Origin of the sequence: Halomonas sp. SpR8 (assembly GCF_031010195.1) — a bacterium.
Lineage (GTDB): Bacteria > Pseudomonadota > Gammaproteobacteria > Pseudomonadales > Halomonadaceae > Vreelandella.
Window position 1 is genome coordinate 415334 of record NZ_JAUAMC010000001.1, and the last position, 14133, is coordinate 429466.

At 55.5% G+C, this 14133-nt stretch carries 13 protein-coding genes; 8 read left to right on the top strand and 5 right to left on the bottom strand.

What is annotated here, in order from left to right; genetic code table 11:
• Nucleotides 1-26: 26 nt before the first annotated feature.
• Together QT230_RS01850 and QT230_RS01855 are read right to left on the bottom strand one after the other, a co-directional pair.
• A complete protein-coding gene (locus QT230_RS01850; protein WP_308319786.1) occupies nt 27-758 on the bottom strand; it encodes an ATP-binding cassette domain-containing protein in 732 nt (243 codons plus the stop codon).
• The gene (locus tag QT230_RS01855) at nt 755-1459 is read right to left on the bottom strand and encodes an ABC transporter permease (protein ID WP_308319787.1); all 705 of its coding nucleotides are present in this window, start codon (nt 1457-1459) and stop codon (nt 755-757) included. The genes QT230_RS01850 and QT230_RS01855 overlap by 4 nt, the downstream gene beginning before the upstream one ends.
• 136 nt (nt 1460-1595) lie before the next feature.
• Between QT230_RS01855 and QT230_RS01860 the strand changes: the two genes are divergently transcribed.
• The 8 genes from QT230_RS01860 (at nt 1596) to QT230_RS01895 (ending at nt 10879) form a co-directional block, all read left to right on the top strand.
• A complete protein-coding gene (locus QT230_RS01860) occupies nt 1596-2483 on the top strand; it encodes a helix-turn-helix transcriptional regulator (protein ID WP_308319788.1) in 888 nt (295 codons plus the stop codon).
• 256 nt (nt 2484-2739) lie between these two features.
• Nucleotides 2740-3858: a phosphatase domain-containing protein gene (locus tag QT230_RS01865; protein WP_308319789.1), complete on the top strand. Its 1119-nt coding sequence runs from the start codon at nt 2740-2742 to the stop codon at nt 3856-3858.
• A gap of 120 nt (nt 3859-3978) precedes the next feature.
• Nucleotides 3979-4653: a zinc metallopeptidase gene (locus tag QT230_RS01870; RefSeq protein ID WP_308319790.1), complete on the top strand. Its 675-nt coding sequence runs from the start codon at nt 3979-3981 to the stop codon at nt 4651-4653.
• Between the two features lie 206 nt (nt 4654-4859).
• Nucleotides 4860-7004, top strand: coding sequence for a type VI secretion system tip protein VgrG (locus QT230_RS01875; RefSeq protein WP_308319791.1), 2145 nt, complete (start codon nt 4860-4862; stop codon nt 7002-7004).
• A 2-nt stretch (nt 7005-7006) separates the two neighbouring features.
• Entirely contained in the window at nt 7007-7918 is a 912-nt protein-coding gene (locus tag QT230_RS01880; RefSeq protein ID WP_308319792.1) for a hypothetical protein, read from the top strand.
• An 8-nt stretch (nt 7919-7926) separates the two neighbouring features.
• Entirely contained in the window at nt 7927-9123 is a 1197-nt protein-coding gene (locus tag QT230_RS01885; RefSeq protein ID WP_308319793.1) for a hypothetical protein, read from the top strand.
• Nucleotides 9124-9267: 144 nt separating this feature from the next.
• Nucleotides 9268-9660: a hypothetical protein gene (locus tag QT230_RS01890; RefSeq protein WP_308319794.1), complete on the top strand. Its 393-nt coding sequence runs from the start codon at nt 9268-9270 to the stop codon at nt 9658-9660.
• Nucleotides 9653-10879 carry a WD40 repeat domain-containing protein gene (locus tag QT230_RS01895; RefSeq protein WP_308319795.1) on the top strand — a complete coding sequence of 409 codons (1227 nt, stop codon included), beginning with the start codon at nt 9653-9655 and terminating at the stop codon, nt 10877-10879. Before QT230_RS01890 ends, QT230_RS01895 begins: the two co-directional genes overlap by 8 nt.
• 27 nt (nt 10880-10906) lie before the next feature.
• On the opposite strand, the gene cmoB is transcribed toward QT230_RS01895, so the two are convergent.
• Genes cmoB through cmoA form a run of 3 tightly spaced genes read right to left on the bottom strand, consistent with a single transcriptional unit; the run spans nt 10907 to nt 14095 of the window.
• The gene (cmoB, locus tag QT230_RS01900) at nt 10907-11911 is read right to left on the bottom strand and encodes a tRNA 5-methoxyuridine(34)/uridine 5-oxyacetic acid(34) synthase CmoB (protein WP_308319796.1); all 1005 of its coding nucleotides are present in this window, start codon (nt 11909-11911) and stop codon (nt 10907-10909) included.
• Between the two features lie 16 nt (nt 11912-11927).
• Entirely contained in the window at nt 11928-13358 is a 1431-nt protein-coding gene (locus QT230_RS01905; RefSeq protein ID WP_308319797.1) for a phospholipase D-like domain-containing protein, read from the bottom strand.
• Nucleotides 13355-14095, bottom strand: coding sequence for a carboxy-S-adenosyl-L-methionine synthase CmoA (cmoA, locus tag QT230_RS01910; protein ID WP_308319798.1), 741 nt, complete (start codon nt 14093-14095; stop codon nt 13355-13357). The genes QT230_RS01905 and cmoA overlap by 4 nt, the downstream gene beginning before the upstream one ends.
• Between the last annotated feature and the right edge of the window lie 38 nt (nt 14096-14133).

A 14133-nucleotide genomic window follows, 5' to 3' on the forward strand; every position in this document is an offset into this window, starting at 1 on the left:
TTTTCATTCATCCAGCTGTCCCAGGGCTACCAAACGAGTTCGCCCCGAATAAACGCGCCTGCCTCGCGTGAGGTAGGCGCGGTAAAAAAATCGTTGGCGGGGGTGTGTTCAAGTAGTGCGCCGTCATGCATAAACAGCACGTCATCGGCTAAGCGGCGCGCTTGGTATAAGTCGTGGGTGGACATCACAATGCGTGTGCCGCTGTGATGAAACTCAAGTACCGCATCTTCAACGGCTTTAATGGCCGCGGGGTCTAATGCTGAGGTAGGTTCGTCAAGAAACAGCACCTGCGGATTGAGTAGCCAAGCCCGCGCTAGCGCTAAGCGCTGTTGCTCGCCGCCGGAGAGGACTCGCGCTGGTCTTTTAGCCAAATGGGCTAAGCCAAACTTCTCAAGGGCATTCATCGCCTGGGCTTTTCGAGGTAACGCTTTCAGTTCTGGTCGCGCCACCTTATTGATGGCTAGCACATAGGTCAGGTTATCCAGCGCAGAGCGACGTAACAGCACAGGACGTTGGAAAACCATGGCTTGCGCGGGCTGGGCACCTTGCCAGCGAACCGAACCGCTGGTGGGCGTTAGCAGGCCGTGAGCTAGACGCATTAACAGGCTTTTGCCCGCGCCGTTCGGCCCCATTATTAATGTGCGCTGGCAGCCTGCAAGGCGCATCGATGTAGGTTTTAGCAGCGTCTGGCCGCGATGGATGAATCCAACGCTATCGAGCTCGAGTGAGGCGACGGGAGGCGTGTGGTGTGCGTTCATCCCAGCCGCCTTTTCGACGTTTCGCCGATGACATGAGCGATAGCGTTAATCATGGTGACCAGCGCAAGCAGAATAATGCCTAAACCGAGCGCCAGGGGCAGGTTGCCTTTACTGGTTTCCAACACGATGCTGGTGGTCATGACACGGGTGACGCCATCGATATTGCCGCCCACAATCATCACTGCGCCCACTTCGGCACTGGCGCGGCCAAAGCCGGCAAGAATCACCGTTAAGAGCGCAAAGCGTGCATCCCAGAGCAGCGTGGGGATCATACGTTGGCGGCTCAGTCCGAATGAGTTCAACTGCTCGGCATACTCTCCGTGAAGCCCCTCAATCTGTTGGCGGGTGAGGGCGGCAATAATGGGTAGCACCAGAATGACTTGGGCAATCACCATCGCCGTCGGCGTAAACAGCAACCCCCATTCACCCAGCGGGCCCGCGCGCGAAAGTAGCAGATAAACGCATAGCCCGGCGACTACGGGCGGTAAGCCCATCATGGCATTCAGGGCAACGATAACGACGTTGCGCCCGGGAAAGCGCCATAGCGCAAGAGCAGCGCCTAGCGGCAGCGCTATTAGGCTGGCAATCAGCACTGCCATCAGCGATACCTGCAGTGAGAGCATCACGATCGAGATGAGCGCGCTGTCCATACTCAGGATCAGGGCGAGAGCAGTACTGAAGGCATTGTCACTGATCGGCATTGAGCGGCGGCATCGTTATTAGGTTAGATTGAGTATGATGTACGGAAAAATGCCCGATTGCACACGCAGCTGAAACTAATGCAGCCTTATGCAGTAAATTGGTAGTGGCTGACACTCCGCGGAGAGGCCTATCGCGATGCCGGACTCACATACTTATTTAACCACCACAGAAGTCGCCGACTACCTGCGCTTGAAAGAGCGCAAGGTGTATGACCTGGTGCGCCAGGGACAGATCCCTTGTAGCCGGATCACCGGAAAGCTGCTGTTTCCTCGTCAGCAGATTGATCTATGGGTACTGAGCCATTTAGAGGGTGATCAGGCGCAGCGCTTATCAGTGCCGCTGGTGGTCGCGGGCAGTCAGGATCCATTGCTGGAGTGGGCGGTTCGGGAGAGCGGCTCTGATTTGGCGATGCTCTGTCAGGGCAGTGGTGACGGCGTTCGGCGTTTGTTGGATGGCAAAGCCATGCTGGCCGGTATCCATCTGTTGGATCCCGCCACCCAACGCTATAACGAGCCAAGCGCACTTGGATTAAGCGGTATGCGAGACCTGTTAGTAGTGCACTGGGCCAAGCGTCGCCAAGGGCTGTTGTTGCCCGTCGACAACCCGCTGAAAATCACCGGACTGAGCGATTTAAAGCGAACCGGTATTCGTGTGGCGTATCGCCAGCCAGACGCAGGAGCAGCAAGGCTGCTTAGCTGTTTGCTAGAGCAAGCGGGGATTGAAAGCTCAGCGCTTAATTGGGCGCCGCACGCCTCGTTAAATGAGGATGATTTAGCGCTCAGTATTTGCCAGGGTGAGGCCGATGTAGGGCTGGGGGTAGAAGCTGCCGCCGAGCGTCAACAACTGGCGTTTATACCGCTTTGCCAAGAGCCGTTTGATTTAGTGATGCAGCGGCGCAGCTATTTCGAACCCGCCGTACAGCGGCTGTTGGCATTTTCTCACCAGGCACGCTTTGCCGAACGGGCAACTAGGCTGTGCGGCTACGATATCAGTGACGTCGGAAAGATTGTTTATAACGCCTAGGTCGTCATTCATTTGGTTGCATGATCGATGCTGTTACTATATTTCTAATTACTATATTTCCAATTACTATATTTCCAATACTTAGTGTTTTTGATGCTTAATGTTTCTAATGTTTAGTGTTTCTAATGCTTAGTGTTTCTTACACTTCGCATTAATATGCAGTGATAGCGATTTATCATCATGAAAAGGAGAGCACGATGAAACGAGCACAAGCCGCTGACGCTGTAAGAACGCCTCGACAAGGCCAGCACGCTTGATGGCGCTACTTCGTCAGTGGACAAGCTTTGTCAAACGGCTTGTCCACGTCATTGCCAAACCCATTAAAGGTGACAGTGGCCGTGGTGGCATGGTGGTTCATCCTTACCGCGGCTATGGTTCTCAGCGTGAAGTGTTTGTCATGGGGAGAGTGTTTCGCCAAGCCGCGCTAGGACGAGTAATCCCACGTCATGGCATGCTGCGCGATACCGCTGACGTTGCTCGGCGTGTTTTGCGCCGGGGGATGGCTGACGCTCAGGTTGAAATACATGTTGGCGAAAACCAGCTCTGCGTAGGTACTGATCGAGATGGCTATTTCGATGTGCACTTGCCGATTAGCCATACGTTACCCGTCGACGTCTCCTGGCACCGCGCCGATATTTTGGTGCATTGCCCCGGCCAGACCCCGGTACGCACCCACGTAGAAGTTTACGTGCCACCGCCAGAAGCGGACTTACTGGTGATCAGCGATATCGATGACACCGTCATGTTTACCGGCGTGGCAGAAAAGCTAAAAATGCTTTACCGCCTGTTCGTTAGAAAACCTCACCGGCGTACTGCTTTTCCTGGTGTTGCATCGCTTTATCAAGCGCTGCATCGTGGCGTAAGCGAACGCGCTGAACGCCCCATTTTGTATGTCTCTCGTGGGCCGTGGGCGATATACGAAATGCTCGAAACCTTTTTCCAGATTAACCGCATCCCCGTTGGCCCCATTCTATTTCTGCGCGAGTGGGGGATCTCTTGGCACAGGCCCTGGCCACGGCGTGCCGAAGAGCACAAGCGTGATCTGATCGACCGCATGCTTACTCTTTATAACGATATGCCGTGCATACTCATTGGTGATAGCGGCCAGCACGACCCAGAAGTCTATATTGAGATCGTAAAAGCCTACCCAAACCGCATTAAAGCTATCTACATTCGGCGTGTGGATAAAGACCCTAAGCGGGAGGAGGCCATTCAGCAATTGCGCGATGAGCTGGTGGGTACCCAGTGCGAGTTGGTGCTCGCCGCTGATAGTGTGTTGATTGCCGAACACGCTCACGCCCAGGGGGATATATCTGCTCACGGGTTGCAGGCAGTTCAGCGTGACGTTGAAGAGCACCGTAACAATCCTACCTAACCACACTCCTGCATAATGCTGTTGCCAAGCTGGTCCCCATGGTAAAACGGATCCATTGGTCTATGAGAGATTGTTGGCGTGCGGTTAGCTGCGTACGTTTAATTATCAACAGGGGATGCCATGGTTGTTGTGCTGATCATTTTTGCGCTGGCCGTTTTTGTACTGCCCAATGTGTGGGCTAAATGGGTACTTAAGCGCCACACCCGTGGCCGTGACGATTATCCCGGTACAGGGGCTGAGCTTGCTGACCATTTGCTGCGCAGACTTGGTATTGACGGCGCTAGCGTAGAGCGCACCGAGTTTGGCGATCATTACGATCCCGAAACGCGCTGTGTGCGTCTTTCCCCAGATAACTACGATGGGCGCTCACTCACTGCGGTGACGGTCGCTGCCCATGAAGTAGGCCATGCTATTCAGCACCATCAGGGCTATGCGCCACTGCTGGCGCGTAGCCGCTTAGTGGGCGTCGCGCAAAAAGCCGAAAAATTGGGTGCCATCTTAATGATGGCCGCACCATTCTTGTTTCTCCTAACGCGCTTACCGGGTGGCTTGGCAGTGGTGATTGTCATGGCGGTGATTAGCTTTGGTACTGCGGCGTTGGTGCACTTGGTGACGCTGCCGGTAGAGTTTGATGCCAGCTTTAACCGCGCGCTGCCGCTGCTGAAAGAGTATGTGCCACCCGCCGACATGAAAGGCGCACGACACGTGCTCAGTGCCTGCGCTTTTACCTATGTGGCCGCCTCGCTCGCCAGCGTGATGAACCTGGGCCGATGGCTGGTGATTTTACGGCGCTGATACAGAATGGACATACCTTCTCCTGGCTTACTCCGTCAAGCTCAATCAGAGCCTTGGGTTCGCACCCGCTTAGCCGCCAGTTTGTAAGATATTTCTTAAAATGTTGTAAGACATTGACGTTTCGTATTCAGGATGGGTTGTTCTGGTAACAGATATCGCTACGCTGATCGTTTTAATAAGTGTTTGATGATCCAAGGAGTGGCGCGATGTCAGCCAGCACTGGTTTGCAATTCACCCTAACACTACCGGGGGTGGATGACGTGGCGGTGATCGATTTCACTCACCGCGAAGCGCTCTCCCAGCCTTTCGAGCTGGCAATCAACCTGGCCAGCCGCGATGGCAGTCTGGATGCTGCTGAGCTGCTGGATCGCGAAGCCACTCTGACCATCTGGCAGGATGGCGAACCGCTGCGCCGAGTGCACGGTATCGTTTGCGAGTTTGGCCAGGGTGACCGCGGTCACCGACGTACCTTCTACTCCCTGGTACTGCGCCCGGCGCTCTGGCGGCTTTCGCTGCGCCACAACTCGCGTATTTTTCAGAAGACCAATCCGCTCACTATTATCAATACCTTATGCGATGAACGGGGTATCAGGGAGGTTGCTTTTGCGGTCACCCGCGAGCTTGCCGAGCGCGAGTACTGCGTGCAGTACCGCGAGACCGACCTTGCCTTTATCGAGCGCCTGGCCGCCGAAGAAGGGTTGTTTTACTTTCATGAATTTGAAGAAAATGGTCATCGACTGGTCTTTGCGGATGACCCTCAGGTTCTCACTAGTCTAGGCGAGCGCAGCTATCACAGCCGCGCCGGTGGCACCGCGCCCATGCGCCATGTGCGTAAACTCAGCCACACCGCTCGGGTAGCAAGTTCATCCGCCACGCTCAAAGATTACAGCTTTAAAAATCCCGCCTATGCACAGCTCCACGATCACCTGGGCCGTGACGTCGAGCAGCACGGCCAGCAAGTGGACTACGAACACTACGACTACCCCGGCCGCTACAAGCAGGACGCCTCCGGTGAGCCGTTCACCCGCATCCGCCTGGAACAGCTGCGCCGGGAAGCGATCACCGCCAGTGCCGAAAGCGACCTGCCCGAACTCGCTCCTGGTGTGCGCTTTAGTCTGACGGATCACGACACCGACAGCCTCAACCGCGACTGGCAGGCCATTGAAGTGGTACACCACGGCGAGCAACCCCAGGCGCTGGAAGAGGATGGGATGCTTGTCGATAAAGAGTCTCAGGGTGACGCCAACGGGATGACCCGCTACCACAACCAGGTCACACTGATTCCTGGCGACGCCCCCTGGCGAGCGACCCCCAACCCCAAACCTCGGGTCGATGGGCCCCAGGTCGCCTTTGTGGTCGGCCCGGAAGGCGAAGAGATCCACTGCGACGAGCACGGTCGGGTCAAGGTCCAGTTCCCCTGGGACCGCTACGCCGAGCCCAATGACACGGCGAGCTGTTGGGTGCGGGTTGCCCAAGGCTGGGCAGGCGGCGGTTATGGCAGCATCGCTATCCCCCGGATCGGCCATGAGGTGATTTTGTCGTTCCTAGAGGGCGACCCCGATCAGCCGTTAATCACCGGGCGGACCTACCACGCCGTGAATACCGCGCCGTACCCATTGCCGGAGCATAAAACCCGCACCGTCATTCGTACCCAAAGCCACAAGGCCGACGGCTTTAACGAGCTGCGCTTTGAAGACGAAGCGGGCGAAGAGCAAATCTGGCTCCACGCCCAGAAAGACCTGGAACTGCTCACCCTTAACGATCGCACCGAAGAAATTCGTCGCGATAGCCATCTCAAAGTTCACAACGACCGCATCAGCGAGATCGATAACGACGATCACCACACGGTGCATAACAACCGCCATATCCAGGTAGATGGTGATGACCACCTGATGGTGAGCGGCACTCGCCACGAAAAAGTCGGCCGAGCGCAGCTGCTGGAGGCAGGGCAGGAAGTACATCAAAAATCAGGCAGTAAAACGGTGATTTATGCCGGCGCAGAGATCACCCTCAAGGCCGGGGGCAGCTTCGTCAAGCTCGACCCCAGCGGTATTACCATCGTTGGTGCCCAGGTCAAAATTAACTCCGGCGGTAGCCCTGGTGTGGGGAGTGGTCAGGCCGTACTCGAACCTTTAAAGCCTCAAGGTGGTGAAAGTGGTCTGGGTAATTACAACCAGTCATTCGTTGCTATGTGGAGCGGCACTCAAATACCCGCTGCCAATATGCGCTACCGCATTACCGATGCACAAGGCAGTGTCATTAAAGAGGGGCGAACAAATGACCTGGGTGAAACCGGGCTTACAGAAAGCGAAGCACCAGGCCGATTGCATATCGATATTTTGGGGGACTAAGCGTGGCTACTGACGATATTTTAGGTGCTGCTGATGCGGCTTATACACCTACCGATGATACACAGCCTGTCGCCGTCAATTTACATATTTGCGATAAGGAAGTGCCTTCCGCCAATGCAAGCTTTTTAGGTAACTGCGAGTTCTACTATCGCCCACTGCATGATGAGTTTATCGACAAAACCGGCGTAGCCACCTGGGAAACCATAAGGGCATGGGCGACACGGTGGAACCCGTTCGATGACATCGATGTGATGCGCCGATTGCTGGCAAACCGTGATGTGCTGATCGCCCCGGATAGTACTCATGAGCATTGGTCGAGACATGCTAACTTCATGATGCGCCACATCGGCTGCGGACATCAGCCCCCCGACTATTACATTAGTTACGGCTATTATTATTGCTATACCTACGGAGAGCGTTTAAGGCCGCGGCTCAGTGACCAAGGTGGTGATTGGTTAGATGAAGCACGCTATCTGTTACAAAGAAACATCGAGCTCGGTCTTAAAGACAATATGAAGGGAGAAGAAATCAATGTGGTCTGTCGTCGTTACCCCAACCGCAATGTTCAAATGGCGGTCCCCAAGCAGGAGTTAGAAACCGATAAAGCCACCTTTAAAACCTTTGCTTTTAACACTCATGTTCCGGCTTATTTAGATGCGGGATTAGCCGATCTGCCCATAAACGATTTGATGCGAATTGGGACTCAACCCAATGTTGAAGAGTGGCTGGATGGAGAAACATGGAACCAAGCGATCGACAGCGGCATTGAAGTGGCACGAGATAAAGCTATTGGCGCGAGAGATGCTATCTCAAGCGGGGCACAAGCAGCGGCAGAAGCCGTGAATGCACGGGTGAATGAAGGCGTCGGTGCTGTAGAGCAAGCGCTCTCACGGTTGATGAATCATCTACGTTAGGAGCTAATATGCGCCGTTTTCGTTGGGCAATGGCGATACTGGTCATTTCGATAACAGGATATGTAATAGGGAGTGGTGGCATGTGGGAGCGCGTCAGTAACGATTTCATGAAGGACGATACGCCCTACGGCCCAGGGGACTTCCGCATCCGGGGTGAACAGGTAATCTCTATGAAACTTACGAACCCCAAGACGACCTTCAAACCACGCGAGGAAAGAAGTGACCCTAATAGAGCCGAGCCTACCGAGCCATGGATGGGCGACGTAAGTGAAATAGCCAACCGCCGTACAGTACGTATCCTGGCCGGTGATACCGAAAATGGCGTCGAGCGACGCTTCGAAGAACGAGCCCAACAGGCCGACTGGTGGCTCTCACCAGACTGGAACACCCTCTACCTCGCGACAGGATGGATGGATTATCACATAGATCCAGCCCCTGGCGAGCACTACACTCCGCAGCTTACCCAGCTCTTTAAATCTACCGACCAAGGCGAGTCCTGGGAAAAATTACGCTGGCCTGAAGGTCAAAATATTTCGGCACTTCGCTTTCTCGACGCCCAGCGGGGCTATCTGATTGGCTGGGGACCACACATATGGCGTACGGAGGATGGCGGTGAGCATTGGGAAGAGATTCCTGTGCCAGCGAAATCGCGTGATCCGGAAAATGAACGGAAGCGTTTCGACTTAGTCGCCCTCGGTCAGGATAACGTGCTGCGTATGGCATTCTTCGATCAAATGCGTGGCGAAAGCGTTATCTACTCAATGTCCTGGGGGGAAACCGAACCACGCTTCGAAGTGGGCATCGGCGATTACGGCGTGAATGATATTGCCGCTAATGAACACGGTGAAGTGTATATTCTGGCTCGCAAAGGTCGCCCCATGTCACTGATGCCCAAAGAGCAGTTAGTGCACCACCCGACCTCTATCTGGCATTGGAATGGCAATCAACTTGCGGAACTGTATGAGTTTGACAGTGATCTGGTGGGGTATGCCCTATATATAACACCGGAAGAAGGGCTGCTTTTTGATGGTGTTAACGAAGGTAGCCTGCTGGGCAAGGACGTGACTGCGGTTAGCTACGATGGCGGTGCCGACTGGCGTATAGAGGATGAAGGTCGCAGTGCCCAAGGCGGCTACTATGACACCCGTACGGGCGAGCGCTGGCGGGTAGCTGGCTATTCACTTTATCGCCGCGAGATTCCTTGAGCGAAACGGCTCTTAGACAAGGCCTTTCAGATACTCACCCAGATAGAGCAATGGCACCCCGCTCCTGTGCCTTAGCCCATCCCCATCGGCCCTGATCCTTATGGCGAGGATCGCGCTGCTCGGGCTTGGCAGGCCTTCAGAGAGATGGCGATTGAGGAAGCGCGAGACGCACTCGCCAGCGCCGACCCCTTACCCGAGTATGATCTATTGGCACCGCTAGCCCATCATACCGTGGTGAGCGAAGAACGCGCTGCCGCCTATATTGACACCCTGCAGTGGCTGGTGGGCAGAAACTGGCGAGCAGGGAAAGTCCCACGCGCAGCGCTGGGGAGTATTGGGTTTGGTGAGGTGCGTAAAGAGAATCGGTTCGTCGAGAGTAAGCTGGTTAACGAGGTTTACGGCTTCGTCGACCAGACTCCTTGGCTATTCGATCACTCGGGAATGAAAATCCCCAGCGCTGAAGTGTTTGAGAAGAGCTATCAGCAAGGGATCGTTGATCGGATCAAGGAGGCATCGCGTTTTGGTCGCTATGAATAAGCAAAAAATTATCGTTCTTTTATTAGGCGTAGGCATTGTAGTAGCTATGGCCTATTACGGGGTACGTGCGTTTACTCGTCTAGAGCCGGTGACCTCGTTAAGTGTTTCTAGCGATGGCCGCTATGTGATCTCTGCCCACGAAGATGGCGCGTTAGTGCTATGGGATATAGACGCCCAGCAGCGAGAGAAACTGGCGGATGACTCCAATCTTTATAGCGCTTACTTTATTCCCGAAGGCGATGCATTCCTTTGGCAGGATCAGAATGACGTGGTGTATGTGCAGCGCGTTGATGGAGAGGTAGTTGAGGAATTCGAGCACTTCCCTACATACGGGCATGTAATGTCTGCCGATAGACAGCACTACCTTTCCAGTAACCAAACATGGAACATTTACCATGGGTATGGTGATGCTTTACGTCCCGTCTTGCTAGATAGCCAAAGTCCCAGCTTTACCGGCACAGGGCAAGTCTTGAACCTTTCGATGGGCGGCGGCTTTTTTGTTTCCGGTGGCTCGGGAAGTCCGGGTGGCGAGCTTGAAGACTCCCCGCCAGTTCGAGAAGAGGATGAGTTTCGTTTTTCCTCTAGCTATGGCGGGGTGACGTTGTGGGATATTGATACTTTGGAGCCAGTGGCTAAATTGCTGGGTAACTCATCCAAAACCTATGCCACCATCAGCCCGGATGGGCAGTGGGTAGTCAGTGGTGACGAGAATACCATCGGACTTTTCTGGAACACAGAGTTGCCGGAAGAGCGCCACCGAATGGCAAGCTATGATCACGGTCTTTATCGCGACAACCTACCGGAGGGATTAGAGGAAGATGAATACTGGGATGAGAGCCAGTTGATCTCAGTGCCCGAGTCTACCAAGCAGGATAAGTGGGGAAATATTCGATCCTTAGCGACTCCGAAAACCATTGCCATCGCCTTTGTCAATGACAGCGAAGAGTTCTTACGTATTGGCCAAGCCCAATACGAGGGCAAGGAGATGAGTCGGGCCTATGCCGCTCTGTTCGAGGGAGGCAACCCCTGGCCCCAGGCGTATCTTGATCTAGGTACGGATCCTTTTCCCTCAATCAATAACTACTCTCGCAACCTGAGCATCGACTCCGCACCTGATGCGAACATGCTGGTCACCGGCCATGCTTTTGATGGCGGCATCACCGTGTACCGTTATGATCCCGAGGAGCGCACGTTAGCGAAGGAGTGGGTGGGGCGGTGAGTTTCGGGCTATCGGATAAGTAACTCTTTACGTAAACTCATTACCCGGTTTATTGGCCAAAATCACCGCTCGGCGCGGTGCTGGGTAGCCTTCAATGGTGCGGGTTCGATCGTTAGGGTCAAGAAAATCGGCCAGCGATTGGTAGGTCATCCACTCCGTTGAGCGCTGCTCTTCAAGTGTGGTGACGGCTTCATCCACTACCCGTACATTAGTGAAGCCGCAGCGTTCCAGCCAGTGGCACAGCGCTTTGGAGGAGGGCAGGAAGTAGACGTTGGGCATGGCAGCGTAGCGCTCGCCGGGCATAAATACTGTCTGCTCATCGCCTTCTACGACTAGGGTTTCCAGCACCAGCTCGCCGCCTGGCGCCAAGGCGGCTTTTAATTGCTGAAGATGTTCCAGTGGAGCCGAACGGTGGTAGAGCACACCCATGGAAAAGACGGTATCGAAGAACGCCAGGTTGTCTGGCACGTCTTCAATGCCGACCGGTAAAAACTGGGTTCTACCTCCATCCGCATCACCGACAAAGTGCCGCACCGCCTGAAACTGGCAGTAAAAGCGCGGCGAGGGGTCGATCACCAATACAAAGGCCGCGCCTGCCCCAGTCATTCGCCAGGCGTGGTAACCGCTGCCGCCGCCCACATCGAGCACTTTGCGGTACTTAAGCGGCGCAAGGTGCGGTGCCACTCTTTGCCACTTCCAGTCCGAGCGCCATTCGGTGTCGATATGAATGCCGCCTAGCTGAAAGGGGCCTTTACGCCAGGGAGCAAGCTTCCTCAGCAGATTGAAGCATTGGCGCTGCTGGCTATCACTAAGGTTTAGCTCAACGCTGATGGTATCGCTGTCCAACTGTACGTTCCGCTCATTGGGTAGCGCTGGCAGTTTAGCCACGGCTTTTTCCCAGGCGGGTAAATCGCCGTGGCGGTTGCGATCCAGGCCGCGGGTCAGCTGTTCAGGCAAGCGTGCCAGCCAGGTGTCCAGGCCTTGATCAATGAAGGCGTGGTAGAGCTCGCGGTGGCTATGGGGGTGGTGCATGATTGTCTCGCTGTGTCTAGAAAGTGCACCAACCGCTGGCTTCCATCAATCGATACTGCCAATAGCGGCGACGGGAAGGGTCAAGATGCGTCTCGGGGCCGGTGCTGTAGTGCTCGTCGTTGGTATTGTGCCAGTGGCGGTCAAAGGTTGTGCAGGCCGATTTGATGATGGGGTCATCGCTGGCGGCGACCCACTCTACATTGGCCTCGAAGTTGAGATCGTTGAGGCTGCGTCGGGTGTAGTTGGCCGAGCCTAGCAGCAGATGCGCAGGGCGTTCGCCGCCGTGGCGCAGCAGCACTTTACTGTGGGCCTGCTCGCCATGAGTATCGCTCCAGCGCAGTTGGATACCCGCGGTGACCAGGTCGTTGGCTGCCTGGCGATTGGGAATGCCGCTGCCAGAGACGCCAAAGGCGTGATGGTTGGGATCGAGTAGCACGCGTACCTCCACACCCCTTACCACCGCTCTAGCCAGGGCGTTGATGACACCTCGGTGGCAAAGATATAGCACCTCGATATCAAGTCGCTCAGTTGCACGGGCATTGTCGATGATTGCCAGTAAGGCCTCTTTGATAGCGCCCTCGCTAAGCAGCCGAAGGCGCGGTGTGTCGCCACTTGCGTCGGTAGTGGGTGCCGTCGGTTGACCATGGCCAATAGTAACGCCGCTGTGGGCCGCGATCTCGCGTTCGGAGGCGAGTAGGTCGAGGGCGGTATCGCCGGAGACGCGCATTGCCACATCGCGATAGTCGCTACTGCCGTCATCGGCATTGGCTGAGCTGATGACGGCGGTCCAGCGTTCCCCTTCGTCGACCACCAGGGTCTTGCGGTGGTTGGCGTTGAGATTAAGCAGGGTCAGGTAGCTGCGCAGGCCGACTTTGCCGGGGCCAATAGGGTTGGACAACCAGCCGCCGCGGGGCGAATGGCGCAGCCAGCGAAAGCACAGTCGCCATAGCGCGGTCCAACTGGGGTTGGGGTCGCGCCCGATGGTCAGATCGGTAGTGGCGACGCGGATGCCCGCCGCTTCAAGGGCTTGATGATGGCTAAGCTCGAGCCCGCCGTAAACGGCGTTGATGGGGTCGGTGATCACCACCATTTCAACCTCAGGACGCTGATGCTTACGGGCCAATAGTGCGTCACGCAGCGCCACCGATATTTGCCGATGACAGTCGTGGCGGTTGTCGGCGGGGTCGTTAAACTGGAAGATATCCAGTACCACCAGTTTTTCGGCTTGGCCGATCAGGCGAAATATTTCGTCAAAAATCTGTTGGCGGCAGTGGCGTTGGCCGTCGGCATCGACAAAGGTTTCGTCGAGTAGCAGCCGTGGTGCAATAGGCAAGCGCCATTTGCCCTCGACGCTAAGGCCGGATGGTAGATGCTTGCGCGAGTGCCACCAAGCGGTGACCAGATAGAGAGCCAGTGCCGCAGTGGTTAGTACGGCCCAGATACTCATGGCTTAAAGGCAATGATGGACGCGAAATTCAGGTACTGAAACCAGGTCATAGAGCGAGGAAAGCCCGCTTGTTTCAAACGACCGTGGAGCCCTTCAAGGGTGTCAGGCACCAGCACGTTCTCAAGTGCGGTGCGCTTTTGGCTGATCTCTAAATCGCTATAGCCGTTGGCGCGCTTAAAATCGTGGTAGCGTTCGACTCGCCAGGCGTTGTCGCGCTCGTCGGCATCCACGGTTTTCTCGGAAAGAATCAGCACGCCGCCGGGCTCCAGCGCGGCATACAGTCTTGCCAACAGCGCATCGCGATCAGCGGCGGGCAGAAACTGGAGGGTAAAATTGAGAATGATCATGCCGGAAGGCGCATACTCTAGGGTACGAATGTCGGCTTCTTCTACCTGCATAGCGTACGCTGGGCACTCATCAACAAAGGTTTGCCGTGCCTGAGTCACCATCGCGGGAGAGAGATCGACGCCCGTATAGCGAAAAGCGTCAGGCGCCAACGCCCCCGCCAGTGCAAGCCCAGAGGCGCCTAGCGAGCAGCCCAGATCATACACATGGGCGCCGTGGCGTAGGTGGCGCTGGGCTATTAGACTCAGCATGCCTAGTATTTGCCCGTAACCGGGCACCGAGCGGCGGATCATGTCGGGAAAGCACGCGACCACCTGTTCGTCAAAGGAAAACCTCGCCACCTTGTCTAGGGGTGTCGAAAAGATAGCGTCACGGTAAGATGCATCACTCATGATCAAGCCAAAATTATTGATAAGGTTGCGTAGTTTAC

Coding starts and splice junctions, on each gene's coding strand:
- QT230_RS01885 (WP_308319793.1), top strand. CDS start 7,927: ATGCGCCGTTTTCGTTGGGCAATGGCGATACTGGTCATTTCGATAACA.
- cmoB (WP_308319796.1), bottom strand. CDS start 11,911: ATGCACCACCCCCATAGCCACCGCGAGCTCTACCACGCCTTCATTGAT.
- QT230_RS01855 (WP_308319787.1), bottom strand. CDS start 1,459: ATGCCGATCAGTGACAATGCCTTCAGTACTGCTCTCGCCCTGATCCTG.
- QT230_RS01850 (WP_308319786.1), bottom strand. CDS start 758: ATGAACGCACACCACACGCCTCCCGTCGCCTCACTCGAGCTCGATAGC.
- QT230_RS01860 (WP_308319788.1), top strand. CDS start 1,596: ATGCCGGACTCACATACTTATTTAACCACCACAGAAGTCGCCGACTAC.
- QT230_RS01865 (WP_308319789.1), top strand. CDS start 2,740: ATGGCGCTACTTCGTCAGTGGACAAGCTTTGTCAAACGGCTTGTCCAC.
- cmoA (WP_308319798.1), bottom strand. CDS start 14,095: ATGAGTGATGCATCTTACCGTGACGCTATCTTTTCGACACCCCTAGAC.
- QT230_RS01905 (WP_308319797.1), bottom strand. CDS start 13,358: ATGAGTATCTGGGCCGTACTAACCACTGCGGCACTGGCTCTCTATCTG.
- QT230_RS01890 (WP_308319794.1), top strand. CDS start 9,268: ATGGCGATTGAGGAAGCGCGAGACGCACTCGCCAGCGCCGACCCCTTA.
- QT230_RS01875 (WP_308319791.1), top strand. CDS start 4,860: ATGTCAGCCAGCACTGGTTTGCAATTCACCCTAACACTACCGGGGGTG.
- QT230_RS01870 (WP_308319790.1), top strand. CDS start 3,979: ATGGTTGTTGTGCTGATCATTTTTGCGCTGGCCGTTTTTGTACTGCCC.
- QT230_RS01895 (WP_308319795.1), top strand. CDS start 9,653: ATGAATAAGCAAAAAATTATCGTTCTTTTATTAGGCGTAGGCATTGTA.